Annotated in this window: 21 protein-coding genes; 13 read left to right on the top strand and 8 right to left on the bottom strand. The window is 58.2% G+C overall.

Annotation, left to right across the window (positions count from 1 at the left end):
* Positions 1 to 2586: beta strand repeat-containing protein (locus NAC44_RS17685; RefSeq protein ID WP_250942877.1), on the bottom strand; the 2586-nt coding region annotated here is incomplete at its 3' end.
* Between the two features lie 64 nt (positions 2587 to 2650).
* Here NAC44_RS17685 and NAC44_RS17680 point away from each other — a divergent pair.
* A complete protein-coding gene (locus NAC44_RS17680; protein WP_250942876.1) occupies positions 2651 to 2965 on the top strand; it encodes a hypothetical protein in 315 nt (104 codons plus the stop codon).
* 73 nt (positions 2966 to 3038) lie between these two features.
* Here the strand turns inward: NAC44_RS17680 and NAC44_RS17675 are convergent, their stop codons facing one another.
* The 3 genes from NAC44_RS17675 to NAC44_RS17665 form a co-directional block, all read right to left on the bottom strand.
* On the bottom strand, positions 3039 to 3506 hold the full coding sequence (locus NAC44_RS17675) for a hypothetical protein (RefSeq protein ID WP_250942875.1): 468 nt from the start codon (positions 3504 to 3506) through the stop codon (positions 3039 to 3041).
* A gap of 26 nt (positions 3507 to 3532) precedes the next feature.
* Positions 3533 to 4390 carry a phage tail protein gene (locus NAC44_RS17670; protein ID WP_250942874.1) on the bottom strand — a complete coding sequence of 286 codons (858 nt, stop codon included), beginning with the start codon at positions 4388 to 4390 and terminating at the stop codon, positions 3533 to 3535.
* A 938-nt stretch (positions 4391 to 5328) separates the two neighbouring features.
* Positions 5329 to 5994 (bottom strand): GntR family transcriptional regulator, encoded by a 666-nt coding sequence (locus NAC44_RS17665; RefSeq protein WP_250942873.1) that lies wholly within the window; start codon positions 5992 to 5994, stop codon positions 5329 to 5331.
* A gap of 140 nt (positions 5995 to 6134) precedes the next feature.
* On the opposite strand from NAC44_RS17665, the gene NAC44_RS17660 reads away from it, so the two are divergent.
* The 8 genes from NAC44_RS17660 (at position 6135) to NAC44_RS17625 (ending at position 15085) form a co-directional block, all read left to right on the top strand.
* Positions 6135 to 7709, top strand: a complete 1575-nt coding sequence (locus NAC44_RS17660) for an ABC transporter substrate-binding protein (RefSeq protein ID WP_250942872.1) — start codon at positions 6135 to 6137, stop codon at positions 7707 to 7709.
* A 57-nt stretch (positions 7710 to 7766) separates the two neighbouring features.
* On the top strand, positions 7767 to 8708 hold the full coding sequence (locus NAC44_RS17655; RefSeq protein WP_250942871.1) for an ABC transporter permease: 942 nt from the start codon (positions 7767 to 7769) through the stop codon (positions 8706 to 8708).
* Positions 8705 to 9562 carry an ABC transporter permease gene (locus tag NAC44_RS17650; RefSeq protein ID WP_250942870.1) on the top strand — a complete coding sequence of 286 codons (858 nt, stop codon included), beginning with the start codon at positions 8705 to 8707 and terminating at the stop codon, positions 9560 to 9562. The genes NAC44_RS17655 and NAC44_RS17650 overlap by 4 nt, the downstream gene beginning before the upstream one ends.
* Entirely contained in the window at positions 9559 to 10581 is a 1023-nt protein-coding gene (locus tag NAC44_RS17645; protein ID WP_250942869.1) for an ABC transporter ATP-binding protein, read from the top strand. The genes NAC44_RS17650 and NAC44_RS17645 overlap by 4 nt, the downstream gene beginning before the upstream one ends.
* Positions 10578 to 11564 carry an ABC transporter ATP-binding protein gene (locus NAC44_RS17640; protein WP_250942868.1) on the top strand — a complete coding sequence of 329 codons (987 nt, stop codon included), beginning with the start codon at positions 10578 to 10580 and terminating at the stop codon, positions 11562 to 11564. The genes NAC44_RS17645 and NAC44_RS17640 overlap by 4 nt, the downstream gene beginning before the upstream one ends.
* Positions 11557 to 12183 carry a GDSL-type esterase/lipase family protein gene (locus NAC44_RS17635; RefSeq protein WP_250942867.1) on the top strand — a complete coding sequence of 209 codons (627 nt, stop codon included), beginning with the start codon at positions 11557 to 11559 and terminating at the stop codon, positions 12181 to 12183. The genes NAC44_RS17640 and NAC44_RS17635 overlap by 8 nt, the downstream gene beginning before the upstream one ends.
* A 135-nt stretch (positions 12184 to 12318) precedes the next feature.
* Entirely contained in the window at positions 12319 to 13578 is a 1260-nt protein-coding gene (locus tag NAC44_RS17630) for a malonyl-CoA decarboxylase (RefSeq protein WP_250942866.1), read from the top strand.
* The gene (locus NAC44_RS17625) at positions 13571 to 15085 is read left to right on the top strand and encodes a malonate--CoA ligase (RefSeq protein ID WP_250942865.1); all 1515 of its coding nucleotides are present in this window, start codon (positions 13571 to 13573) and stop codon (positions 15083 to 15085) included. The genes NAC44_RS17630 and NAC44_RS17625 overlap by 8 nt, the downstream gene beginning before the upstream one ends.
* A 170-nt stretch (positions 15086 to 15255) precedes the next feature.
* Here the strand turns inward: NAC44_RS17625 and NAC44_RS17620 are convergent, their stop codons facing one another.
* Both NAC44_RS17620 and NAC44_RS17615 read right to left on the bottom strand, forming a co-directional pair.
* Positions 15256 to 16014 (bottom strand): GntR family transcriptional regulator, encoded by a 759-nt coding sequence (locus NAC44_RS17620; protein ID WP_250942864.1) that lies wholly within the window; start codon positions 16012 to 16014, stop codon positions 15256 to 15258.
* A complete protein-coding gene (locus NAC44_RS17615) occupies positions 16014 to 16286 on the bottom strand; it encodes a hypothetical protein (protein ID WP_250942863.1) in 273 nt (90 codons plus the stop codon). Before NAC44_RS17615 ends, NAC44_RS17620 begins: the two co-directional genes overlap by 1 nt.
* A 152-nt stretch (positions 16287 to 16438) precedes the next feature.
* On the opposite strand from NAC44_RS17615, the gene NAC44_RS17610 reads away from it, so the two are divergent.
* From NAC44_RS17610 to NAC44_RS17595, 4 genes are all read left to right on the top strand, one after another.
* Complete coding sequence (locus tag NAC44_RS17610) at positions 16439 to 17797, top strand: glutamine synthetase family protein (RefSeq protein WP_250942862.1); 1359 nt, start codon at positions 16439 to 16441, stop codon at positions 17795 to 17797.
* Positions 17798 to 19102 (top strand): NAD(P)/FAD-dependent oxidoreductase, encoded by a 1305-nt coding sequence (locus NAC44_RS17605; RefSeq protein ID WP_250942861.1) that lies wholly within the window; start codon positions 17798 to 17800, stop codon positions 19100 to 19102.
* Positions 19103 to 19261: 159 nt separating this feature from the next.
* Positions 19262 to 19801, top strand: coding sequence for a hypothetical protein (locus NAC44_RS17600; RefSeq protein ID WP_250942860.1), 540 nt, complete (start codon positions 19262 to 19264; stop codon positions 19799 to 19801).
* A complete protein-coding gene (locus tag NAC44_RS17595) occupies positions 19723 to 21159 on the top strand; it encodes an NAD-dependent succinate-semialdehyde dehydrogenase (protein ID WP_250942859.1) in 1437 nt (478 codons plus the stop codon). Before NAC44_RS17600 ends, NAC44_RS17595 begins: the two co-directional genes overlap by 79 nt.
* 166 nt (positions 21160 to 21325) lie before the next feature.
* Here the strand turns inward: NAC44_RS17595 and NAC44_RS17590 are convergent, their stop codons facing one another.
* Together NAC44_RS17590 and NAC44_RS17585 are read right to left on the bottom strand one after the other, a co-directional pair.
* Positions 21326 to 23050, bottom strand: coding sequence for an amidase (locus NAC44_RS17590; RefSeq protein ID WP_250942858.1), 1725 nt, complete (start codon positions 23048 to 23050; stop codon positions 21326 to 21328).
* A gap of 5 nt (positions 23051 to 23055) precedes the next feature.
* On the bottom strand, positions 23056 to 24096 hold the full coding sequence (locus tag NAC44_RS17585; protein ID WP_250942857.1) for an agmatine deiminase family protein: 1041 nt from the start codon (positions 24094 to 24096) through the stop codon (positions 23056 to 23058).
* Between the last annotated feature and the right edge of the window lie 7 nt (positions 24097 to 24103).

Genomic DNA, 24103 nt, shown 5'->3' with positions numbered 1-24103 from the left:
TGATGTGTTGAGAGACAGGCCCGCCGGCAGACTTCCGCTGGTCAGTGCATAAGTGTAGGGGGCTGTGCCGCCGGATGCCGCTATGGATTGGCTATAGGCGTTGCCCACTGTGGCGTTTGGCAGCGTTCCGGCAGCAGGTGTCAAGGCGATAACGGGGGCCGCATTGACGGTCATGGCATAGCTTGCCGAGCCGCTTGCCGTGTTGGCATCCGTTGCGGTTATGGTGAAGTTGAAGCTGCCGCTCGTTGTTGGCGTGCCGGAGAGTGCGCCGGTTGATGTGTTGAGAGACAGGCCCGCCGGCAGACTTCCGCTGGTCAGTGCATAAGTGTAGGGGGCTGTGCCGCCGGATGCCGCTATGGATTGGCTATAGGCGTTGCCCACTGTGGCGTTTGGCAGCGTTCCGGCAGCAGGTGTCAAGGCGATAACGGGGGCCGCATTGACGGTCATGGCATAGCTTGCCGAGCCGCTTGCCGTGTTGGCATCCGTTGCGGTTATGGTGAAGTTGAAACTGCCGCTCGTTGTTGGCGTGCCGGAGAGTGCGCCGGTTGATGTGTTGAGAGACAGGCCCGCCGGCAGACTTCCGCTGGTCAGCGCGTAGGTGTAGGGGGCTGTGCCGCCGGATGCCGTTATGCTCTGGTTATAGGCTGTGTGGATGGTCGCCGCTGGCAAAGATCCTGATGCCGGAGAGAAGCTGAAGCTTGGTGCCGAAATGGTAATGTTCACTGTGGCTGCTGACGATGTTCCTGCTGTATTGCTTGCCGTGTAGGTAAAGCTGTCGGAACCGGAAAAGCCTGATGTGGGTGTATAGCTGATTGATGTGCCTGATGCCGTTGCTGTGCCATGGCTGGCTTGGGTTGCTATGGCAACCGAATTGGCTGTCCCGCCCGTAATGTTCAGCGTGATGGGATTGGAGGATGAGTTTGCCGCAACTGTTACGGAAACGGAATTGGCAACCGGTGCCTGAACCGCAGCCGTTGGCGTAACCGTGTTGGACGCAGCCGAAGCACTGCCGGTTCCGGCGCTGTTTGTGGCGGTGACGGTGAAGCTATAGGTGACACCATTGGTCAGGCCTGACACCGTGATCGGACTGGTTGTTCCGGTTGCCGTGATGCCGCCGGGGCTTGAGGTGACGGTATAGCCGGTAATGGTGGTGCCGCCCGTGTCCGTCGGCGCGGAGAAGGTGACACTGGCTTGTGCATCCCCTGCGGTGGCCGAACCGATGCCGGGCGCACCGGGAACGACTGCATTGACGGTGAATGTTTGAGAAACTGTGCTTGCCGCAAGATAGCTGGCATTGCCCGCCTGATCTGCATTGATGGTGCAGGAGCCCGTTGAAATGAAGGTCAGAAGACCGCCACTTGTGACGGTGCAAATGCTGGTGGTTGATGAGCTGAAGGTGGGCGTCAGGTTTGAGCTTGCCGAGGCGGTCAATGTCGGTGTCGTGCCGAAATTTTGTGCGCCGGGATTGTTGAACGTGATGGTTTGGCTGCTTTTGGGCGTGACCGTGTTTGACGCAGCCGAAGCACTGCCTGTTCCGGCGCTGTTTGTGGCGGTGACGGTGAAGCTATAGGTGACACCATTGGTCAGGCCTGACACCGTGATCGGACTGGTTGTTCCGGTTGCCGTGATGCCGCCGGGGCTTGAGGTGACGGTATAGCCGGTAATGGTGGTGCCGCCCGTGTCCGTCGGCGCGGAGAAGGTGACACTGGCCTGTGCATCCCCTGCGGTGGCCGAACCGATGCCGGGCGCGCCGGGAACGACCGGACTGACGGTGATCGAATAGGCTGCCGAGCCCTGAACATTATTCTGATCGGTCGCGGTGATGGTGATATTCGAGGTTCCTGCCGCCGTTGGGGTGCCGGTGATCGCGCCTGTTGACGCATTCAACGAGAGCCCGTTGGTCAGGGCGGGGGAGACACTATAGGTATAAGGTCCTGTGCCGCCGGAGGCAGACACATTGGCATTATAGCTTGCGCCGACTGTGCCGTTCGTCAATGCGCCAGCCGAGGGAGATAGCGTCACGACGACTGGCGCTGCCCTGTTAACTGTAATCGTATAGCTCCGGGTTGTCGTGCCATCCTGAGCGGTTACCAGAACTGTGATCGTGTTATCGCCGGTGGTGAGTGAAATTGAATTCGACGCCGAACCGGACGCAACAGAATTGCCTTCGACCTTGATCGAGGCATTGGCGTCGGCAACTGTAGGCGTGACCTGGATCGACGTGACGGAGTCAGCGACGGAAGCGGAATAGCTGGTGGTTGCCGGGTCAAAGGAGGGGCTCAGCGTACCAGTGGAAAGGGTGAGGTTGCTGAGGCTGGCATTTGTTGATGCGCTGCTGCCCGATGTGCAGGTGATCGTGGCCGTTACGCTACCAGAACCGCTACGTCCACCCCAAGCGTATAGAACATAGCCGTTGTCCGGCGTCGCTGGAACCGTGAACTGACTATGCATATTCAATTCATTACCGCTGCTGGCGTATGTTTCGGGAATGATATAGCTCCCGCCATCACTTCCATAGATGACAAAGCCTGCGCCATTGGTTGTGCCGGTATTTGTGCTGCCTGACGTGGTTACCGTATAGGTCACGACATCCCCTGGGGAAAGCGCAATGCCGTCATCATAATTCTCGGTACCTGCAACATAGGTAACGTTGTTCCATGTGGAATTTATACCAGAACAAGTTCCTGATACCGCAAAAGCCTCTGATGATAAGAATATAAAAAGAATTATTGAAATAAGAATGTGTTTCAGAGTAAATGAAAATCTCATTTCATTAAGTATAGCGCATTTAAAGCATGATAAAATATTGGAATTGTTGGTGGAAGAAAACTTCATTTTCTCTGAAGGCCCCGGTGTTGTTGTCCGTTGCAGAAAACCGTTCTTCCCCACGAAGGACGATATCCCCTGTATCGGGCCTGCCGCTATGAAAGCGAGCATTGCCCTATTTTCGTTCTACGCAAAGTAATAAAAAACAACCACTGCTACATTAGAATGAAGCAGTGGTTAAAATACATTTCTTATTGGTTGTGGCGTATTAGTCACACCTGATTGTCTGGGCTGCTCCCTGGCACCGTATCCAGGCTGACATAGCAGCCGCTGGAACTGGAAAAGCTGACATACATATCCTTGTCGGAACCATCGATTCGCAAGAGAACATTGCCGTCATCGCTGGAGCTGATGTAGCAATAGAAATTGCCTTTGCAGCTATAGACCGTACCGTTCGACAGAACGAACTTGATCCACCAGTAATCGAAGGGACTGCCCGCGCCTGTGGTATAGGTAATGGGCATTGGTCCAACTTTGGCACCGGCCGGAACATTGTTGAAGGTCATTTCCTCCTGCTTGTTTGGATCGTTGCTCCGGCGATGGCGAATCGTGGCGGAATATAGCTCTGCCCCCCAATCGTTCTGGAGATAAACCTTGCCGGCATGATCGGTGCCTGTGATGGCGTCTTCGCCGATCTTTGTCTCATGACCGCATTTTTCGTTGGTGAAGCCGTCTTTCATCATTGAATCTCCTTTGTGTTCAAACGTCATGGTCTGGAGGGATAAAGGCCGTTCGTCGCTATGCAGGCGGTCATGCCCAATCCGGGTGACTGCGTCGATACGGGCGTTGATGGATAAATCGGTGCTGATGCCGCGACCGTGACGTTGCCTCCGGTAATGCCGGTGTTAACGGTAAAATTGATCGGGCCATTACCAGCCTCACCGGTCAGTTTCGCTTCAAGACCGGAAAGATCGAACTTGGTGCCCACGCTGCCGCTTGGAACGTAAATCGGGGCCTGGAGGGGGCCGGTCTGACCTTGGCCCAGATAAGCGTCGTTTGTTATGGTATTCTGACCGCTGGCCGAGGTTCCCTGCAATTTGGCCGTGATGCCGAGACTGCCGGCGTTGGCTGGAATCTTGATTGTCTGGCTGCCACCGCCCGTGGGGCTGAAAACCGCTAAATGCGTGTGCGGTATCAGCGGAACCTGGGACATATTCAATGTTAACTGTTGCTGGCCCACCTTTTGCGCCAGATTGATGTTGATCAAGCCTGGCCCCTGACCCTGACCGATGACGGATCGCCCCCGCAGATCCGGCAAGTTGAAAACATTGACGTTGTCTCCGCCATATTTAAAGCCAATCAGGGCAAAGAGTGCCTGGTACTCTCTAAGGTTCACTTGCCTGCCATCTGCGGGGAGGAAGTCGCGCGGGCACCAGTCGAATGAAAAGGTACAAATTTCGCCGATATAGGTATCCGGACCACAGGCGGCGGCTGGTGTGGCACTGGCGACAACGGCGATCCCCGTCATCAAACCCAGTCCGCCTGTCAAACCCAGTCCGCTTGTCAATCCAAGGCTGGCGACCCCCGCCGTCAGACCTCTGGCTATTTTCTTGACGATGTTCATATTTTCTCTCCTTGCAACAGTATTGAAAAGCCCCGGTAAAAGATTGGCATAGTGAAACGACCCGGCTGTTTGTCTCAGCAGGCTTGGTGGTGTCTTACGGCGTGGTTGTAAAAAAACAGCGCGCCTGGATAGGTAGAGGTATGGTGGTCAGAAACCTCATTTTCTGAGGTGTATTAAGTTGAAACCCCGTGAAGCGGCGATCTCTTCGGCATCAAAGCAAGAGAGTGCCTATCTCATTCATCAGCTGACGATTAAGTTGTATCACAATGAAAAGTTGTTAGAACCTTGTTTTGAGATGCGACAGTATCAATCTTTGATTGTAGTAAATGATGTGCTAATTTATGTTAGGTTGTATCATTTTGAATTGTCGCTTACGGTTTTAGCGTGTCAATCGCACAGGCGCGCGCACTTCAGGGCGCCAATGGCTTCATCCATGACAACATGTCGCGGTTTATTGTCCTCGATGAAGCGATAGCGCATATGCGGAAACTGAAATGCTCTAATTCCTTGTTTTTAGGCATTTCCAGACAGAAAAGTGGGCAGCGGTTTTCCGTCCGTCGATGACAGGCTGCGGCAAGCGTTCACGGGTCGAGATCGGGATCGACCCTTCTACATGATGATGGGTCGTCGGCTGCAGGCACGAATATTGGCTGGGCAACAGATGCAAGTTGCCACCGGCTGTGCAAGCCTCAATCGAGTGCTGGCATGCGCATATCCGCACTCCGTTCCCGGCAAGGTCGCTGCCGTATAAGCAGCATCAAAGATGGAAATAGCTTGTTGCCTGACCCCTGGCCCCTGACCCAACACCGAAGACCGCGCGAATGATACGATGTTGACCAGATCGATGAGAGGCCCCGATATTGCTTTTGCTATTCCAAGCGATCCCGGCTGACCTAGACGGGTCAGCTCATCCGGCGATGTTTAGCGAACTGTCGTGTTCAGATCTTTGTGCTTCTTTCCAGCCCGGCCAGAAAGTCGTGGAAGCGGTCCGCCTGTATCGTAACATGATCCCAGAGCGCCTGCTCCGCTTCCTGACTATCGCCGGTGAACAGTGCCTTTACGATCCGCTCATGCTCGGAAAAAGAGTGCTCAATGCGGTTCAACGAACGCAACTGAATGCGGCGATACGGTTTAAGACGTCGATGCAATGCACGGGCTTGCTCTTCAAGAAACGGGTTGGCACTTGCGCGGTAAATCGCCATGTGGAACCGCTCGTTCTCATAATAATATGCGTCCGAGCCATTCTTGACTGCTGCTCTGCACGCTTCATGAATTTCCTGAATTTCCTCCTTGGATTTCTCATCGAGCCTGCGGGCCGCCAGACGACCGGCAATGGCTTCCAGCCCGCCCATTACCTCGAACATATGAATGAGATGGGTCGGCGTCACCACGCTGACGGCTGCCCCCCTGCGCGGTTTGATCTCGATGAGGCCCGCCTCCTGCAACTGCCTTAACGCTTCCCTGACAGGGGTTCGCGAGACCCCGTACTGTTCCGCGAGTGTGACTTCTTCAAGCCGGTCTCCCGGACGAAACTGCCCGGAGACGATCGCCTCCTCAATGCGGTCACGTAGTGAAGGTCCTGAATTTGCTAGAATTTTCGCCATGCGGATACCTTGATGGTTTTCATGTATGCAAAATATTGACACCTGCATACAAAAGAAGCTATTAACACTTAGCATTTTTGATACGCTGCATGCAATCACCGAGGAAGATCAGTGTGGCGTAGGTTCATGGGAGGGACCAGATGTTCTCGAAAGCCTTTAAGACGCTCGCCGCCGCAACCGTGCTTTCGGCAGCGATGACTTTTGCCGCGCACGCCGAGAGCGTTCTGCGCATTCGCGATGTTGGCGACATTCAGCAAATGGATCCGTTGCTGAGCACGAACTATCCTATGCGTGACATGGCATATCTGATCTGGGACACGCTTTTTGCCATGGACGATAAATTCCAGGTGCAGCCCCAGATGGTTGACACCTACACCATCAGTCCGGACAAGAAGACCTATGATTTCACGCTGCGCAAAGGGCTTCTTTTCCATGACGGAACGCCCGTTACCTCGGATGATGTCATTGCGTCTATACAGCGCTGGATGGGCAAGGATAGCCTGGGTCAACAGATTGCGCAGCGCCTCGACAAACTCGAGGCAACCGGTCAGACTTCGTTTCGTATTGTTCTGAAGGAGCCGTTCGGGCAATTGCTGAATGGCCTTGGCCGGATGACGGCCTATCCGCTTTTCATTATGCCCGCGCGCATTGCCAGGACACCCATCGGCCAGAAGTTGCCGGCCCTGATCGGCTCTGGCCCTTTCAAGTTCGTCGAATGGCAGCCGGGTGTCAAATTTGTTGTCGAGAAGTTCAAGCGCTACATTCCGCGCAATGAACCTCCCAGCAATCTGGCTGGAGGCAAGATCGCGAAAGTCGATCGGATCGAACGTATCACCATCCCCGATGACACAAGTGCGGTGAACGCGCTTCTGGCCGGAGAGATAGATTATATAACGGAGGTGCCGTACGATCAGCTTCCTCTTGTCGAGTCTGATCCGAACTTAACCGACGCAGCCAAGCCTCAGCTCGGCAAGAGCCTCCAGATCGTTCTCAACCACTCGCAACCCCCGTTTAACAATATCAAGATCCGCCAGGCGGTTCAGCTTTCCCTGAACCAGCAGGATTTCATGGCCACGCTCCTTGGCGATCACAAGGATCTTTATCAGCTTTGCCCTGCAATCTTCATGTGCGGCGGGCCGTATGAGACAGACGTTAATAGCGATCGGTACATGCACCCGAACATAGAAAAGGCAAAGGCCTTGTTGAAAGAGGCCGGATATGACGGCACCCCCATCACTTTTCTGCACCCGACAGACCAGCAGTTTCAGCGCGACATGGGAACGATCCTTGTTCAGGCTCTCCGCAAGGTTGGCTTCAATGTGAATGATGTGCAGATGGATCTGGCAACAATGTTCTCGCGGCGCAACAACAAGGGCACACCCTCTGAGGGGGGGTGGAGCATGTTCCTCACCGCTTTTGGTGGTGATGCGATGATGGACCCCTTGACCAATCCTTACGTTACGGGCGCCTGTGACAAAGCTTTTGTCGGCTGGCCGTGCGACACCGAACTCCAGAACCGGTGGAAGGCCTTTCTGCTTGCCGATAGCCCGGAGGCGCGCAAGGAAGCAGCCATCAAGATCCAGGAGCGGTCAAACGAGATCGTGACCTTCATTCCGATGGGGCAGTATTACGGCAAGTCGGCCTGGAATAAGTCTCTCAGTGGAATGATCAAGAGCCCCTTGCAGATTTACTGGAATATCGAGAAGAAGCAGTAAAGATGAAACAAACGGCGCCGTTTTGGCAATGGCGTTGTTTGCCATCAGGAGACATCCATGTCTAATTTTGTTTTCCGTCGGCTCGTATCGGTCATCCCCATTGCATTGATCGTACTGATTACCGTGTTTCTTCTGCTCCATATTGGTCCGGGAGATCCGGCAACCCTGATTGCCGGCGAGAATGCCACGCCCGCGCAAATTGAACAAATCCGCGAACGGCTCTTCCTTGATCGCCCTTTGTGGGAACAGTTTTTTCTCTATATTTCTCACGTCGCACGGCTCGATCTCGGCAAATCCGTTTATTCGGGTTTTCCTGTTTTGACCCTGATTATGCAGCGTGCCGAGCCGACGATCGTGCTGGCTGTGTCAACGCTGACGCTTTCCGTGCTGATTGCAGTGCCGACTGGCGTTTGGGCCGCCTGGCGCTCCGGATCGGCGGTTGATACCATGCTGATCATTGCCTCTGTTCTCGGATTTTCTGTTCCGGTCTTCATCATAGGCTATATTCTTGTCGATGTTTTTGCCCTGCGTGCTGGCTGGTTCCCTGTTCAGGGTTACAAGCCCTTATCGTCCGGACTCTGGAACTGTTTCCGAAGCATCCTCCTTCCGTCTGTCAGTTTGTCGCTGCTCTTTTCCGCGCTTGTCGCACGCATCACGCGCGCCACTATGATTGAAGTTCTCTCCGAGGATTACATACGGACAGCCCGCGCGAAAGGTGCTGCGAACGGTCGAATTCTCATGGTGCACGCCCTGAAAAATATTGGCGTTCCGGTCGTTACTGTTGTTGGCACCAGTTTTGCCGCCCTGCTGGGTGGCGTGGTTATTACAGAATCCGTTTTCAACATTCCCGGCATGGGGCGGCTAACAGTTGATGCCATTCAGACCCGTGACTACCCGGTCGTGCAAGGTGTGCTCATCGTGTTTTCGTTCGTTCTCATCTCTGTCAACCTTCTGGTTGACCTGTCCTACGCGCTTTTTGATCCCAGGGTTCGTCAATGACTGTCAGGTTGCTGAAAATGCTCGCACCGATGAGAGTGGCGCGCCAGGGTATTGCCGTGCCGCTCAGTGTGCTGGTGCTGATCGCTATCTTCCTGATGGCCATCTTCGGTCCGCCGCTTCTCGGTCTCGGGAACGATATAAATCCAATCATGCGTCTCAAGCCACCCAGCGCGGCTGCGTGGTTCGGCACCGATAATCTCGGGCGCGATGTCTTTATCCGTACGATTTCCGGCGCCCGCAATTCAGTGATGGTTGGCCTGTTTACCGCGGCTGTCGTCCTGATCATTGGCGGTTCTCTCGGGGTCCTTGCCGGCTACTTCAGATGGGTGGACCGTATTGTCATGCGGCTTGCGGATGGATTGATGGCCATTCCCGGTATCCTTCTTGCCATCGCGCTGGTTTCCGTGCTGGGCGGCGGGTTGTCGACGGTCATTATCGCAATCTCCGTGCCTGAAATTCCCCGCACCGCTCGCTTGATGCGCAGCGTTGTTTTGAGCATCCGGGAATTGCCGTTCATCACCGCAGCCGTTTCCGTCGGCTCATCCACGCCCAAAATCCTGTTGCGCCATGTCGTGCCCAACGCCATCGGTATGCTGAGCGTTCAGGCAACCTATGTCTGTGCGGCAGCAATCCTCGGCGAAGCGGCGCTGAGCTTTCTCGGTGTCGGCACACCACCCGATGTGCCCAGCTGGGGCAATGTCATTGCCAGCGGCAAGGAATACTTCCGACTGGCGCCGTGGATCATTGCGTTCCCTGGGACCCTGCTGTCCATCATGGTTCTCTCCATCAACATCATTGGCGACAGACTGCGCGACCGTTTTGATCCGCGTCTCGCGGCAAGGAAGGCATCATGATCGCCCAGCAACCGTTTCTCAGTGTCCGCAATCTGTCGGTCGGTTTCGGCCCGCAGGGCGCCGTAAGGGCTGTGCGGGACGTCTCCTTCGATCTCGAAGCCGGCAAGACGCTGTGCCTTGTCGGTGAATCCGGCTCCGGCAAGAGCGTGACAGCGACATCCATCATGGGCCTGCACAAGCCCGGAAGCGCCGTGGTGACGGCCGATCGTCTCCGTCTCGACGGGATCGATCTTCTCTCCTGCGACGAGGCGCACCTGACAGCCTTGCGTGGTTCCCTGATGGCGATGATCTTTCAGGACCCGATGTCCTCGCTCAATCCGGCGCTGACCATCGGCTTTCAGCTGCGCGAGGCGCTTCAGTTGCATGAGAAGGTCAGCCGTAAAGCTGCCGATGCGCGTGTTCTGGAAATCCTGCAATGGGTTCGCATCCCCGACGCCGCGCGCCGCATGAGCGCCTATCCGCACCAGCTGTCCGGGGGCATGCGCCAGCGTATCATGATCGCCATGGCGCTGATCTGTCGCCCCCGCCTGCTGATCGCCGATGAACCGACAACGGCGCTCGATGTGACGGTGCAGGCCCAGATTCTCTGGCTGCTTTCCGAATTGCAGCGCGAGTTCGGCACGGCGATCATCTTCATCACCCACGATCTCGGCGTGGTCGCCGAAATCGCCGATGACGTGGCGGTCATGTATGCCGGCACACTGGTGGAGCGCGGCTCGGTTCACGATATCTTCGAACGGCCCTCGCATGGCTACACGGCCGGTCTCCTCCGGGCGACGGCCGAATTCGTGCCGGGCGAGGAAAGTCCTGGACGGCTGGAGGAAATCCCCGGCAATGTCCCGAGTTTTTCCATGCTTCCCAAGGGATGCAGCTTTGTCGAGCGCTGTCGCTTCGCTGCGCCAAGCTGCAGCGCGCGCACACCTGACTGGCGCCGCATCGCCGACGGTCATGACACACGCTGCGACCAGCCGATCGACAATGCCAGAAATGCCCCGGCCCTGCGGGAGACCTTGATATGACGGACACATCTCCTCTCCTCGTCGCGGAAAATCTGGTCCGCCACTTTCCCACCGGCAAGGGCCAGATCGTCCATGCCGTCAACGATGTGTCCCTTTCCATCGCGCCCGGCGAAACGCTGGCGCTGGTGGGCGAAAGCGGCTGCGGCAAGTCGACACTCGGTCGCATGATCATGGGCCTCGATCGCCCGGACAAGGGCTCGGTACGGCTTCTGGGGCAGGATCTTGCGCGCATGGGCCGGAAAGAACTTCATGCGGCCCGGCGCTCGGTGCAGATGATCTTTCAGGATCCCTCAGCCTCGCTCGATCCACGATGGTCTGCGGAATCAATCGTGCGCGAACCGCTTGACAATTACCGGATCGGCACCCCGGCCGAACGTCGGGACCGGGTGCTCTATCTGCTGGAAAAGGTCGGTCTGCGCCCCGATCAGGCAAAACGGTTTCCCCATGAGCTGTCCGGCGGACAGCGCCAGCGCCTCGGCATTGCGCGTGCGCTTGCGACACAGCCACGGTTGATCGTAGCGGATGAGCCGGTTTCGGCGCTGGACGTCTCAATCCGTGCGCAGGTCATCAATCTGCTGTGTGATCTGCGCGACGAGATGGAGCTGTCGCTGCTTTTCATTTCTCATGACATTGGTGTCGTGTCGCATATCAGCGACCGCATCGCCGTGATGTATCTTGGGCGCATCGTTGAAGAGGGCGAAACTGCGGCAGTTCTCAACGCGCCACAGCATCCCTACACGGCCGGACTTCTGGAATCCGTTCCGCGTCCGCGTCCCTCCCAGCGCCGTCAGCGTGCGCCGCTGGAAGGCGATCCGCCGAGCCCGATCACCTTGCCCTCCGGCTGTGCCTTCCGTCCACGCTGCCCGATTGCAGTCGATCTGTGCCGCCAAGCCGTGCCTCTGCTGGCAGCGACGGCAACAGGGCGCAGGACGGCCTGCCACCGCGCAGGCGAAACGACCATTCAGGAGACTGCCCATGTTTGATTTTCCCGCACCGCTGGCCACCAACCGCTTCGAAGACGATATCGTCGCCATTCTCGCGCGCCTTCAGCGTGGACCTTTGCCGAAGACGCCGATCGCCTTCTACGGCTCGTCCTCCTTCCGCCTCTGGGGGACGATGGTGCAGGATCTTCAGTGCCTGGATGTGGTCAATCTCGGCTTCGGCGGCGGCACGAACCTTTCCGGCCGTCACTATCTGGACAAGCTGCTCCTGCCGCTGAAGCCGGAGCGCGTTGTCCTTTATTTCGGCGAGAACGATATCGCCAATGATGGCCTGACGGGGCTCTCGACATTCCGCAATCTCGAGGCGCTTGTCGGCGATATCAGCAACGGGCTTCCGCAGGCGCAGATATTCATCCTGTCCACCAAGCAAAGCCCGACCCGCTGGATCTACGCCGATGAGGTGGATCGCTACAACAGCCTCACCGCCGACTGGTGCAGGACATCCGGGCAGGCAACATTTGTCGATGTCGCCACGGTTCTTCTGGGTGAGAATGGCAGGCCTATGGGCCGCTATTACCAGTCTGATTTCATTCACCTGAATGCCGGCGGCTATGCGCTTTGGGCCGATATCCTGCGGCGGACGGCGGGCTTGCTGTCCTGAGCCCGTCGCCCGCACACCCGTCAAGCGGATTTGCCGTGACGTTATGCGAGACAAAAAAGATGCAAGGCGTGCGCGCGGTTCGAGATCATCGCGACAGGCCGATTCCATGCCAGACACATGCAAGAGTGTGACGCCATGAGTGTATTGTCAGATGTTCTGGATCTGGTTTTCCGTCGAGCGATGAAGGGCCCGGTCACGCCTGCGCGTGAGAGCCGCTCGATCCCATCTCTGGTCGAGGAACTTCTATCCTCCAAGGGGGAAATTTCCGGCCTCGTGACGGCGCAGCGGATCCTGGATGCTTATGCGGCCATGAACGACACCGAAAAGCTCGATTTCTTCAGCTACCTCGCCGAGGATCTCGACATTGACCCTCTCCGGGTCGAGCAAACGCTTGAGGTTCTGAAAGCCGTGCCCGACCAGCGTAGCTACGATGTCTTCCTGAAGGCTGTGGAGCCGCGTCGGCAGGAACTTGCGCGCCGGCTCAACCGTGTACCGAACGCGACGCGGCAACTGGTCGACATGCGTGCCGACCTTCTGCGGCTTCTGCCATCGAACGATCCCCGCATGCGGATTGACTGTGATTTTCGCCACCTCTTTGCCAGCTGGTTCAATCGCGGCTTTCTGGTTCTGCGGCGGATCAACTGGGAAAGCCCGGCCAATATCCTCGAAAAGATCATCCGGTACGAAGCCGTGCATGCCATTTCCTCGTGGGAGGATCTGCGCCGGCGCGTCGCTCCCGAAGATCGCCGATGCTTTGCCTTTTTTCATCCTGCCATGCCGGACGAGCCGCTGATTTTCGTGGAAGTGGCCTTGACCAAAGGCATCGCGCGTTCCGTTCAGGCACTGCTATCGGACGAGCGCACGCCGCTTGCCGCGCATCAGGCGGATACGGCGATCTTCTATTCGATCTCCAATTGCCAGGCCGGACTTGCTGGCATCTCCTTCGGCAATTCGCTGATCAAGCAGGTGGTGAACGATCTGGCGGCAGAACTGCCGGACCTTGCGACATTCGCAACGCTGTCGCCCATGCCGCTCTTCAGCCGGTGGCTCGCTGAGCAGCACCTTTCGCCCTCGCGCCTGACGAAGCCGCAATTGCTGGCCGCTGCCGCTCATTATCTGACGTCGGCGCGTCGTGACGCAGGACAACACTACGATCCCGTCTCGCGCTTTCACCTTGGCAACGGCGCTCTCGTCCACGCCGTCCATGCCGATGCAGACCTGTCTGACCGCGGCCAGAGGGAAAGCTGCGGCGTGATGACGAATTATCTCTACGATCTGGCAAGCCTTGAGCAGAACCACGAGAGTTTTGCCAATCAGAAGCAGGTCATCGCATCCCCTCAGGTGCGAACGCAGGCACAATCATTTCAGTCTATCGAGGGTCTTCAAGATGCCTAATCCGCTTTACGACACACTGTTCGCCCCGGGCCGCGAGAGTGACCGTGCCTTTCTGATCAAGGCTGACGGCGCGACCTTGACCTATCGCGACTTTCACGCCCTTGCCGCGCGGCAGGCCAATGTCCTGAAATCCGCCGGGCTTGTTGCGGGCGACCGGATTGCCGTTCAGGTGGAAAAGACGCCGGAGGCGCTGGCACTTTATGCGGCCTGTGTCATGTCTGGTATCGTCCTGCTGCCGCTGAACACGGCCTATACGCTGGCGGAACTGGACTATTTCATCACCGACAGCGGCGCGCGTGGCGTCGTTTGCGATCCCGCCATCGGCCCTCAATTGCAGAAGCTTGTGGGTGCGGGACGGGTAATGCTGACGCTGGATGCCGCCGGCGCTGGAAGCCTTTCGCACCAGGCAGCGCAACAGCCTTCGGATTTCCCGATCGCAGACAGACAGGGCAATGACCTCGCGGCACTGCTTTACACATCCGGCACGACGGGCCGTTCGAAGGGGGCGATGCTCACCCATGCGAACCTCCTTTCCAACGCACAAACGCTTGCGGATCTCTGGCGCTTCAATAGCGACGATGTTTTGTTGCACGCACTGCCGATCTTCCACACGCACGGGCTTTTTGTGGCGTGTAATGTCACGCTGATGGCCCGGTCATCGATGATTTTCCTGCCGAAATTCGACCTCGCAGCGATGCTGCGGCTTATGCCGCAAGCAACGGTTCTGATGGGGGTTCCCACCTTTTACACGCGCCTGCTGGGCGAGCAGAGCTTTAACCGCAAGCTGGTGGCCCACATGCGCCTGTTCGTTTCCGGATCAGCACCGCTTCTTGCGGAAACGCATATGGAGTTCGAGGCACGCACGGGCCACCGCATTCTGGAACGCTACGGAATGACGGAGACGAACATGTCAACCTCAAACCCCTATGAAGGCGAGCGCAGGGCAGGAACCGTCGGCTTCCCCTTGCCGGGGGTTGATCTTCTGATCACCGATCCGGAGACCGGTGTGCCGCTGAAGCAGGGCGAGACCGGCATGATCGAAGTGCGCGGTCCCAATGTGTTCCAAGGATACTGGGGCATGCCCGAAAAAACAAAGGCCGAATTGCGCGAAAACGGCTTCTTCATCACCGGCGACATTGGCCGCATCGATGACGATGGCTATGTCCATATCGTCGGTCGTGCCAAGGATCTGATCATCTCGGGCGGCCTGAACATCTATCCCCGCGAAATTGAGCTTCTTCTCGATGAGCAACCGGGCGTTCTTGAAAGTGCTGTCGTGGGTGTTCCTCATCCAGACTTCGGCGAAGCCGTGCTCGGTTTCATCGTTCCCAGAAGCGGCGCTCGACCTGATGTTATCGCGATCAGGGATGTTGCAGCACAACACCTCGCACGCTTCAAGCAGCCGCGCGAACTCATTCTCCTTGAAGAACTTCCCCGCAACACGATGGGAAAGGTCCAAAAGGCGGCTCTACGGGAGGCATACAAAAGTCGTTTCATGGCAGGTTAAAGCATGTCGCGTTCAATTGCCGTCAATTGAACGATAACATACATGCGACCACACAAGAGCGACAGCGCGTGCGCCCAATAAGGCGCACAAAATCGCTGTCACACGTTTCATCTGCTGCATCATTTTCACCTTAAATCCTACCCGATTTCAGGAATGATGCAGGTGAGGCGTCATGCTGACGGCTTGGCTCCGCCTTCTGGTGAGCGCGGCTTGAGCGGTGTTGCGGGATGGTCGATCTTGGACTTTGCGACATCAAGCAAGCGTTGACGTCCGGCTTGCCCTGCGCCGTCCTGGATATCGGCGGTGATCGCCTCCCGCAGCGCTTGGGCGTCCCGGCGCTTGATCGCTTCGATTGCCTCTACATGCCGGTCAACCTGATAGCTTTGTTCGAGATGTGCGACGGCTTCGCGCATGAAAGGCCCCATGCGCAGCCAGACGGATTCGATCAGCGGCAGCAGCACGAATGACGGCCTGACCTCATACATACAGCGGTGAAAGGTGAAATTGCGCTCAATGCCAAGCTCGATATCGCCGGCCTGATAGGCTTCGTCGATCATGCCATCAAGCAGCATCAGCCGTTCGATCCTGATGTAGTCGATGAAATGCATGGCCCGTTCGGCGGCCACGGTTTCAAGCGCGATCCGGGTCGCGATCAACTCGTCGAAGCGTTCGGGTCCGATATCGGGAACGCGCACCCGCCTGTTGTCGAGATATTCGAGCGCGCCGTCAGCGATCAGCTGGTCCAGCGCGCCACGCACCGGCATGGTGCTGACCCCCAGACTTTCCGAGAGACCCGAAATGGTGACTGGCAGGCCGGGCGGAAAGCGGCCTGACATGATCGCCCGGCTGAGGGATCGGTAAACCCATTTCTTGGTGGATTCGCCCTTCTGCTTTGGCTCGCTGACGAGTGAGACCTGCCTTACGTCCATCAACCAGATCCTGCTCTTTCCCTCGATGCTGAATGTCCACAGATCCTGGAGCGTTCCAGTGTTTCGTGTATACGCTCTAACTCTTTGTTCTTACGCATTTCCAGATGGAAAACCGCTACGCATTTTTCTCGGAATAAACCTCTAGCATAGCGAAAACGGCTTTGCAGGTAATTTTTCCGGTTTACAAACATGATCATAACAAATAAAAATATGATCATATTAAGGAGCTGATGATCAAATTCAGCCGGGGAGACTTCGATGCGATGCTGCATGAAGATTGATGAAGGGCCGCTGGCCGCTTTCTAAACCATGTTCCGCGCAGGCCATGTGTCGGCGCAACTCATTTTAGCCTGATTTGATAATTCGGACCCGATTTTGCGGCGCATCCGCGCTTCTATCGCCGCGTCTGAAGCCATGGTGATGTATGATCAATGAACAGGAAGCGCGGGATTTCCTCGACCGGAATACCGATATCGAAGTGCTGGAAGCCTTTGTGATTGATGTGAACGGCGTGCCGCGTGGAAAATGGATTCCGCGTGAACGCGCTGTGGACGTGCTGGTCAAGGGCATGGCGATGCCGCGCTCGGTCTATGCACTGGATATCTGGGGTCGCGATGTCAATGAGGCTGGCCTCGCCGAGGGCACCGGCGATCCCGATGGCGTCTGCCGCGCCGTGCCCGGCACGCTGGCCCGCGTCGGCTGGCTGAAGCGGCCGACCGCACAGGTGATGCTGAGCATGCAGAACGCCGCCGGCGAGCCGTTCCATGCCGATCCGCGTCATGTGCTGAAGACTGTTCTCGCCCGTTTCGAGCGCCTGAAGCTCAGACCGGTGGTGGCGACCGAGCTTGAATTTTATCTGATCGATCCTGTGAGATCGGCGCTTGATCCTGTGCGTCCCCCCAATACGCGCGAAGGCCGCTGGCATACGGGCCAGACACAGGTTCTGTCAATCGAGCAATTGCAGGACTTCGAGGATGTCTTCATGGAGATCGCCGCCGTCTGCCGCGAGCAGGGCGTGCCAGCCGACACCACGCTGCGTGAGAACGGCCCCGGCCAGTATGAGATCAACCTCAACCATCTTCCCGATGCCATGCGTGCCGCTGACAATGCGGTGCTCTTGAAGCGCATCGTCAAGGGTGTCGCGCGCAAGAATGGGCTCGACGCGACCTTCATGGCCAAGCCTTACGGTACTCAGGCCGGCAGTGGCATGCATGTGCATTTCTCGATGATCGATGATCAGGATATGAACATCTACGCCGATGATAAGGGGCCGTCGGAAGCGCTGATGCATTCGGTCGGCGGTTTGTTGAAATATATGCATGAAAGCACGGCGATCTTTGCGCCGCATGCCAATTCCTTCCGCCGGTTGACGCCCAGCGAGCATGCGCCGACCTATGCCTCCTGGGGCCTCGACAACCGTTCGGCGGCTGTGCGCGTCATCACCGCCGGACGGTCCGCCACGCGCATCGAACATCGCGTCGCCGGTGCCGACACCAATCCTTACCTCGTTCTCGCGATGATCCTGCAGGCGGCCTATATGGGCATGATCGAACGTGTCGATCCGGGCGGCCCCGTGACAGGCGACTATCATTCCCCCGATCTCGAGCCCTTGGAGCGCAGCTGGCACGCTGCGGTGCATAGCTTTTCCCATTCCGGTTTCGCCTTTGCCGCCTTCGGTCCGGAGTTCCGCCAGCTTTACGCCGCCTGCAAGCGACAGGAATTGCAGGAATTCGCCCTCAGAGTCACTGACGTCGAATATGACGCTTACATCAGGACGGCTTGAATGACCCTCTCGACAGCACAACACAATCCCGGCCATGTCGCCTCCTGGTATGCGGCCACGGCACACGACAAGACCATCCGCCCCGTGCTCGATGGCGCGATTGAGGCGGATGTCTGCATCATCGGCGCAGGTTTCACTGGCGTCTCTGCTGCGCTTGAACTGGCCGAGAAAGGCTTCAGCGTCGTGGTTCTCGAAGGCGAGCGCATCGGCTTCGGCGCCTCGGGCCGCAATGGGGGCCAGATTGTCAACGGCTATAGCCGCGATTTCGAGACCATCGAAAGACGCTTTGGTCCCGCGATTGCCCACACACTCGCCATGATGTCGCGCGAGGGTGGCGAAATCATCCGCAACCGTGTGGCAAAGCATGGCATTGACTGCGACCTGCGCCAGGGCGGCTTCTTTGCTGCCTTCACGCCGAAACAGTTGCGCGAGTTCGAAGCCGTCAAGAAAAGCTGCGAGAGCTACGGCATCAGCGGCATGGAAATGGTGTCCAAGGCGGATGTCGGCCGCTATGTCGCAAGCCAGCGCTATGTCGGCGGCATGATCGACACCCGCGGCGGTCATATCCATCCGTTGAATCTCGTGGTGGGCGAAGCCCGTGCCGCCGAAAGCTTCGGTGCCCGCATTTATGAGAACTCTCGCGTCGTCCGTGTCAACATAGAAGGTAAGCGCGCCGTGGTGAACACAGCCAAGGGCCGCGTGGAATCCCGCTACCTGCTGGTCTGCGGCAATGCCTATCTCGGCAATCTCCTGCCCAGGATCACTGAACGCATGATGCCGGTGTCGAGCCAGGTCATGGTCACGGAAAAGCTTGATCCCGCACTTCTCAACCGGCTGCTGCCGGCAGATTACTGCGTCGAGGACGCCAATTACGTTCTGGATTATTACCGGCGCACCAGCGACAACCGCCTGCTTTATGGCGGCGGCATCGGTTATGGCGGCCAGGACCCTGCCAATCTCACCGGCATCATCCGTCCCAACATGATCAAGACGTTCCCGGAACTCGCCAACACACGAATCGACTATGCCTGGAGCGGTAATTTCGCCTTGACGCTAACCCGTATTCCGCATGTTGGCCGTCTCTCGGATACCGTCTATTTCTCGCATGGCGATAGCGGCCATGGCGTCACGACCACCCATCTCCTCGGCAAAATCCTGGGCGAAGCGGTGGCGGGCCATGCCGAACGCTTCGATGTCTGGGCCTCGTTGCCGAGCCTGCCTTTCCCGGGTGGACGAGCCTTCCGCGTGCCGCTGACGGCGCTTGGGGCCTGGTGGTATGGACTGCGTGACAGGCTTGGCGTGTGACGCCATGGGCATCGGCATTCTTCAGACGGGACCCGCTCAAGCCGCAATTCGGTGATTGTGATCTTTTCTTCCGGGGGCTTGGTTGCAGGCACGAGTGCCCTATCGCAGTCAAGATGGCGAAGAGGATCGCATACTCCTCGCTTGGCATAGGAGCAGGTTTTGAAGCTGCCTGATGACGGTGCCCAAATCCTGGCAGGGTCGCAAACCTGTCCCTTCGCGATCTTGAGATATGGCGCCGCCGCCCTTATTTATCAGGCTCATCGGGAATTTACCGCCGACTTCATCCGGGGGCTGGTCGTCACACGTGGTCAGGGGCTTTCAGAAGAGATCAAGGCACGGGTTAGAGCAGTATCCCGAGAAAAGTGTGAAACGGTTTTCCGACCGGAAATGCGGAAAAAACAAAGCGTGAGAGCATTTCACTGTTTCCGTGAAACGATGAAATGCTCTAACGCCGCAAACGAGGCCGATATCGCCCGTGCCCGGACCGTCGCAGACGTCACCGCCTGTCTGAAGGTCGGCGACCTGGTCGACGAAAACATGTTTTGCTGGCGTCCATCCTCTGAGGGGTCGCCTTTTGACGTGATCGCTTTGGCGCCGCGTTCCATGAACAGGAGTAGCAGATGCAGAATTATCCCGACGTCAAACTTTTCATCGACGGCGAATGGCGCGATGCGATGGCGGGCGAAACGATCCCGGTGATCGATCCCGCGACCGAAGAGACGATCGGCAAGATCGCCCATGCCCGCCATGCCGATCTTGATCTCGCGCTCGCCGCCGCTGACAAGGGCTTCAAGCATTGGCGCGACGTATCCGCCTATGAGCGTTCCAAGATCATGCGCAAGGCCGCCGATCTCTTGCGTGAGCGGGTCGATGCCATCGCCTATATGATGACCCGCGAGCAGGGTAAGCCGCTCGCCCAGTCGAAAGGCGAGATCCTCGCCGGCGCGGAGGTGATCGAGTGGTTCGCAGAGGAAGCCCGTCGCACATACGGCCAGATCATCCCCGCCCGCTCCGGTCGGGTCGCGCAGATGGCGATCAAGGTTCCGGTCGGCCCTGTGGCGGCCTTCACACCCTGGAATTTTCCGATCAACCAAGTCGTTCGCAAGCTCTCTGCGGCGCTGGCCACCGGCTGCTCGATCATCGTGAAGGCACCCGAGGAAACCCCGGCGTCGCCGGCTGAACTGATCCGCGCCTTCGCCGATGCCGGCATACCGGCTGGCGTCATCAACCTCGTTTATGGAACGCCTGCCGAGATTTCCGAATATCTGACCGCCCATCCGGTCATCCGCAAGATTTCCTTCACCGGCTCCACGCCGGTCGGAAAGCAGCTTGCTGCGCTGGCAGGGACCCATATGAAGCGGGCAACGATGGAACTCGGCGGCCATGCGCCTGTGCTCGTCTTCGATGACGCTGATATTGAGAAGGCGATTGCCGTGTCCGCGCCGTCGAAGTTCCGCAATGCTGGCCAGATCTGTGTCGCGCCGACCCGTTTTCTGGTGCAGGATGCGGTGGCCGACCAGTTCCTCGACGGCTTTGCCGAGGCCGCGCGGAAAATCGTGGTGGGCAACGGCCTCGATCCAAATTCGGGAATGGGTCCGCTGGCCAACGAACGGCGCATTCCTGCGTTGGAAGGCTTCCTGCAGGACGCCGTCGCTCAGGGCGGTCGTATCGTCACTGGCGGCAAGCGTATCGGCAACAAGGGCTATTTCTTCGAACCGACTGTCATCGCCGACGTGCCGATCACTGCGCGGGTGATGAACGAAGAACCTTTCGGTCCCCTCGCGATCGTCAACCGCTTTTCGAGCTTCGACGACGCGGTCGTCGAGGCCAACCGCCTGCCTTTCGGGCTCGCAGCCTACGCATTTACCCGCTCTGTAGAGACAGCGCATGCGCTGGCGGCCCAAGTGGAAGCCGGTATGCTGACCATCAATCACAATGGTCTGGCGCTGCCGGAAGTGCCATTCGGTGGCATCAAGGATTCCGGATACGGCACTGAGGGTGGTTCGGAGGCGACGGAAGCCTATCTGGAAACCCGTTTCGTGACCCAGATGAATTGATCGCACGATGCTCTAGAGCATATCCAGGAAAAGTGCGTAGCGGGTTTCCGTCCGGAAATATTTGAAAACAATGAGTTAGAGCGCTTCGATGTTTCCGTCAAACAATGAAGCGCTCTGGCGGAAATTCCGGTTCGGCTTCTTTTCGTGTCTGGCACCCGCTTCGATGTCAGAGCCGTGGCGTGCGCGGTGGTGGCGTCCGGCGCTGGCCGGTCTTTTCGAAGGCGGCGGCGAGCGCCAGCAGTCTGTTGTCGTCATAGGCGCGGCCAGCAAAGGTGAGGCCGATGGGCATGCCGGTGTCAGTCATGGTTCCCATGGGCACGGTGACCGTGGGTATGCCGAGGTGACGAATGACGAGATTGCCGTTTGCGACCCAGACGCCGTTGCGCCATCCGAGATCGGCATGTTCGAGGTTCACATCCATGTCGGCATGGCCGATATCGGCGACGGCGGGAAAAAGCACCGCGTCGAGTCCGAGCTCATACATCCACAGTTCCAGATCCTGCCGCCGCGTTTCTTCAAGGCCAGAGAGCCCTTCTTCGAGTGTCGGGATATCAACCAGCGAGCGATAGGACAGGGCGCGGGCAAGAGCCGGATATTGCGTGATATCGTCGGAAAAGCCGGTATAGCGGTCCGGCAATGCGCCAGGCGGGCGCGGGAAAATGCGTGTCCCGTCAACATCGACCAGCCTGTTGAGCGCAGGATCGCCATTCGCCTGAAGAAAGTCATCCCAGCTCCAGGCGGAGAGATCGTGGATTTCATAATGCAAGAAATCGGGACTGACGAGCCCGCGGGTGAGGATCGATGGCGCTCCGGGCCTATCGGCCTCATAGTTGGTCACGACAGGGAAGTCTACCAGGATCACCTCTGCGCCGGCGCTTTCGAGGTCGTGTCTGGCCTTGCGCCAGAGGTCGAGAATCGAAGCGCGGGTTTCGATCGGCTTGCCGGTCGAGCCGCCGATGCCCCCGTCGGGATTGGAGCCTGCCTCTGGATCCTCATTGATATACATCCTGGGGATACCAAGGCGCTTGCCTGCCAAGACCTGCCGAGCCGCCTGTTCGTCCGAAGGTGCGAGAGCCTGATACGACGTCGGGCGGATTGTCGAGGCTTTTGGAAGCGAAATCCAGGGCTGTGCGCGCCAGAAATCGCCGCGTGTTTCCGCATCGTCAGCAACGATGACATCAAGAACGTCGAGCAAATCCGCCATGTTGCGGGTATGCGGCACGACAACATCCATGGTCGGCACCAGCGGCCAGTTGCCGCGAACGGAGATGACGCCGCGCGAGGGCGTGTAGGCGCAGAGCGCGTTGCAGGAGGCGGGAGCACGGCCACTCGACCACGTCTCTTCGCCCAGACCGAAGGCGGCGAAAGATGCAGATGTCGCCGTGCCTGAACCATTTGAAGAGCCCGAACCAAAGGCGCTGGTCAGCCAGGCCGCATGATAGGGGCTTTCGGCGCGCCCATAGAGGCCGCGTTGCATGCCGCCATTGGCCATGGGCGGCATGTTGGTCAGGCCGAGGCAGATGGCGCCTGCGCCGCGCAGGCGCTCTATGGTAAAGGCGTCGCGCTGGGCGACGAGATGTTCGAACGCAGGGCTTCCGGCGGCGGCAGTCAGTCCGCGTACCAGATAGCTGTTCTTGGCGGTGTATGGGATGCCGTCCAAAGGTGAGAGACGCTCGCCCTTCTTGCGACGCGCATCGGAGGCTTCCGCTTCCTTCAGCGCATCCGGGTTCATCACGACCATGGCATTGAGAGCCGTGATTGTCCCCGCAGCATCATAGGCCTGGATGCGGGCGAGATAGGCTTCGACCAGTTCCACACTCGTCAAAGCCCCGGCGTCAAGCGCCGAACGTAATTCGGCAATGGATTTTTCGACGACGTCGAAGCGGCTCATCCTTATTACGCCTTCGTATCAACGGCTGGCTGCTGCTGGGTGATGCAATGAATGCCGCCGCCGCGCGCGAAGATGGGCCGGGAATCGATGGTCACCACTTTTCGACCGGGATAGGCCTGCTGCAAGACGTCTGCAGCAGCGGCATCCGCTTTCTCATCGCCAAAGCCGCAGGCGATCACGCCGCCATTGACGGCGAGGTGATTGACATAGCTGAAATCGATGAAACCCTCCTCATCGCGGATCTGGGCGGGCGCTTCGAGGTCGAGAATGGTAAAGAGCCGGCCAGCGGCGTCAGTCGCCTCGGCCAGGAGAGCGCGGAGGTCGAGCATCACCTGGTGGTCTGGATGCTCAGGATTGGGCTGCTTGTGCAGCAGCAGCACGCCGGGCGAGGCGATGGTCGCAACGATGTCGACATGGCCGCTGGTGCCGAATTCCGCGTAGTCGCGGGTCAGGCCGCGCGGCAGCCAAATGGCCTTGGTTGCCCCCAGTGTGCGCGCGAGTTCTGCTTCGACGCGGGCGCGGTCCGCATAGGGATTGCGGCGTGGATCGAGTTGCACCGTGTCGGTGACGAGCACTGTGCCGTCGCCATCGACGTGAATGCCGCCGCCCTCATTGACCAGTGCACTGGAGATCAATTCCGCGCCCGTCATGGCGGCGATCCGCCGCGCAATCCCGTTTGCCTTTTTCCATTCGGACCATGCGTGATCGCCCCAGCCGTTGAAGATCCAGTCGACGGCGCCGAGAACACCGGGCCTCTGATCGTCGAGGACGAAGGTTGGGCCGATGTCGCGCATCCAGAATTCATCAAGCGGTGCTTCGATAATGTCAACATGGCTTCCCAGCATGCGCCGGGCACGGCCAAGCTGGGATGGATCGACCACCATGGAAACCGGCTCGAATTCGGCGATCGCGTGGGCCACGGCTGTCCAGGCGGCGTAGCCCGTTTCCTTCCATGCTTCTCCTTCACCGAGCGTCGCACCTTCACATGGAAACGCCATCCAGGTCCGGTCATGGCGTGCGGTTTCGGAGGGCATGCGCCAGGTCATGATCAAG

Source organism: Allorhizobium sonneratiae (assembly GCF_023700755.1).
Classification (GTDB): domain Bacteria; phylum Pseudomonadota; class Alphaproteobacteria; order Rhizobiales; family Rhizobiaceae; genus Allorhizobium; species Allorhizobium sonneratiae.
Note: the sequence above shows the minus strand (reverse complement) of the source record. Positions and strands in the feature narration are given on the sequence as shown.

Bases quoted from the DNA above. Each gene is read 5' to 3' on its own strand.
- NAC44_RS17675 (WP_250942875.1), bottom strand. From the start codon at position 3,506: ATGAAAGACGGCTTCACCAACGAAAAATGCGGTCATGAGACAAAGATC.
- NAC44_RS17670 (WP_250942874.1), bottom strand. From the start codon at position 4,390: ATGAACATCGTCAAGAAAATAGCCAGAGGTCTGACGGCGGGGGTCGCC.
- NAC44_RS17665 (WP_250942873.1), bottom strand. From the start codon at position 5,994: ATGGCGAAAATTCTAGCAAATTCAGGACCTTCACTACGTGACCGCATT.
- NAC44_RS17660 (WP_250942872.1), top strand. From the start codon at position 6,135: ATGTTCTCGAAAGCCTTTAAGACGCTCGCCGCCGCAACCGTGCTTTCG.
- NAC44_RS17655 (WP_250942871.1), top strand. From the start codon at position 7,767: ATGTCTAATTTTGTTTTCCGTCGGCTCGTATCGGTCATCCCCATTGCA.
- NAC44_RS17650 (WP_250942870.1), top strand. From the start codon at position 8,705: ATGACTGTCAGGTTGCTGAAAATGCTCGCACCGATGAGAGTGGCGCGC.
- NAC44_RS17645 (WP_250942869.1), top strand. From the start codon at position 9,559: ATGATCGCCCAGCAACCGTTTCTCAGTGTCCGCAATCTGTCGGTCGGT.
- NAC44_RS17640 (WP_250942868.1), top strand. From the start codon at position 10,578: ATGACGGACACATCTCCTCTCCTCGTCGCGGAAAATCTGGTCCGCCAC.
- NAC44_RS17635 (WP_250942867.1), top strand. From the start codon at position 11,557: ATGTTTGATTTTCCCGCACCGCTGGCCACCAACCGCTTCGAAGACGAT.
- NAC44_RS17630 (WP_250942866.1), top strand. From the start codon at position 12,319: ATGAGTGTATTGTCAGATGTTCTGGATCTGGTTTTCCGTCGAGCGATG.
- NAC44_RS17625 (WP_250942865.1), top strand. From the start codon at position 13,571: ATGCCTAATCCGCTTTACGACACACTGTTCGCCCCGGGCCGCGAGAGT.
- NAC44_RS17620 (WP_250942864.1), bottom strand. From the start codon at position 16,014: ATGGACGTAAGGCAGGTCTCACTCGTCAGCGAGCCAAAGCAGAAGGGC.
- NAC44_RS17615 (WP_250942863.1), bottom strand. From the start codon at position 16,286: ATGCAGCATCGCATCGAAGTCTCCCCGGCTGAATTTGATCATCAGCTC.
- NAC44_RS17610 (WP_250942862.1), top strand. From the start codon at position 16,439: ATGATCAATGAACAGGAAGCGCGGGATTTCCTCGACCGGAATACCGAT.
- NAC44_RS17605 (WP_250942861.1), top strand. From the start codon at position 17,798: ATGACCCTCTCGACAGCACAACACAATCCCGGCCATGTCGCCTCCTGG.
- NAC44_RS17595 (WP_250942859.1), top strand. From the start codon at position 19,723: ATGCAGAATTATCCCGACGTCAAACTTTTCATCGACGGCGAATGGCGC.
- NAC44_RS17590 (WP_250942858.1), bottom strand. From the start codon at position 23,050: ATGAGCCGCTTCGACGTCGTCGAAAAATCCATTGCCGAATTACGTTCG.
- NAC44_RS17585 (WP_250942857.1), bottom strand. From the start codon at position 24,096: ATGACCTGGCGCATGCCCTCCGAAACCGCACGCCATGACCGGACCTGG.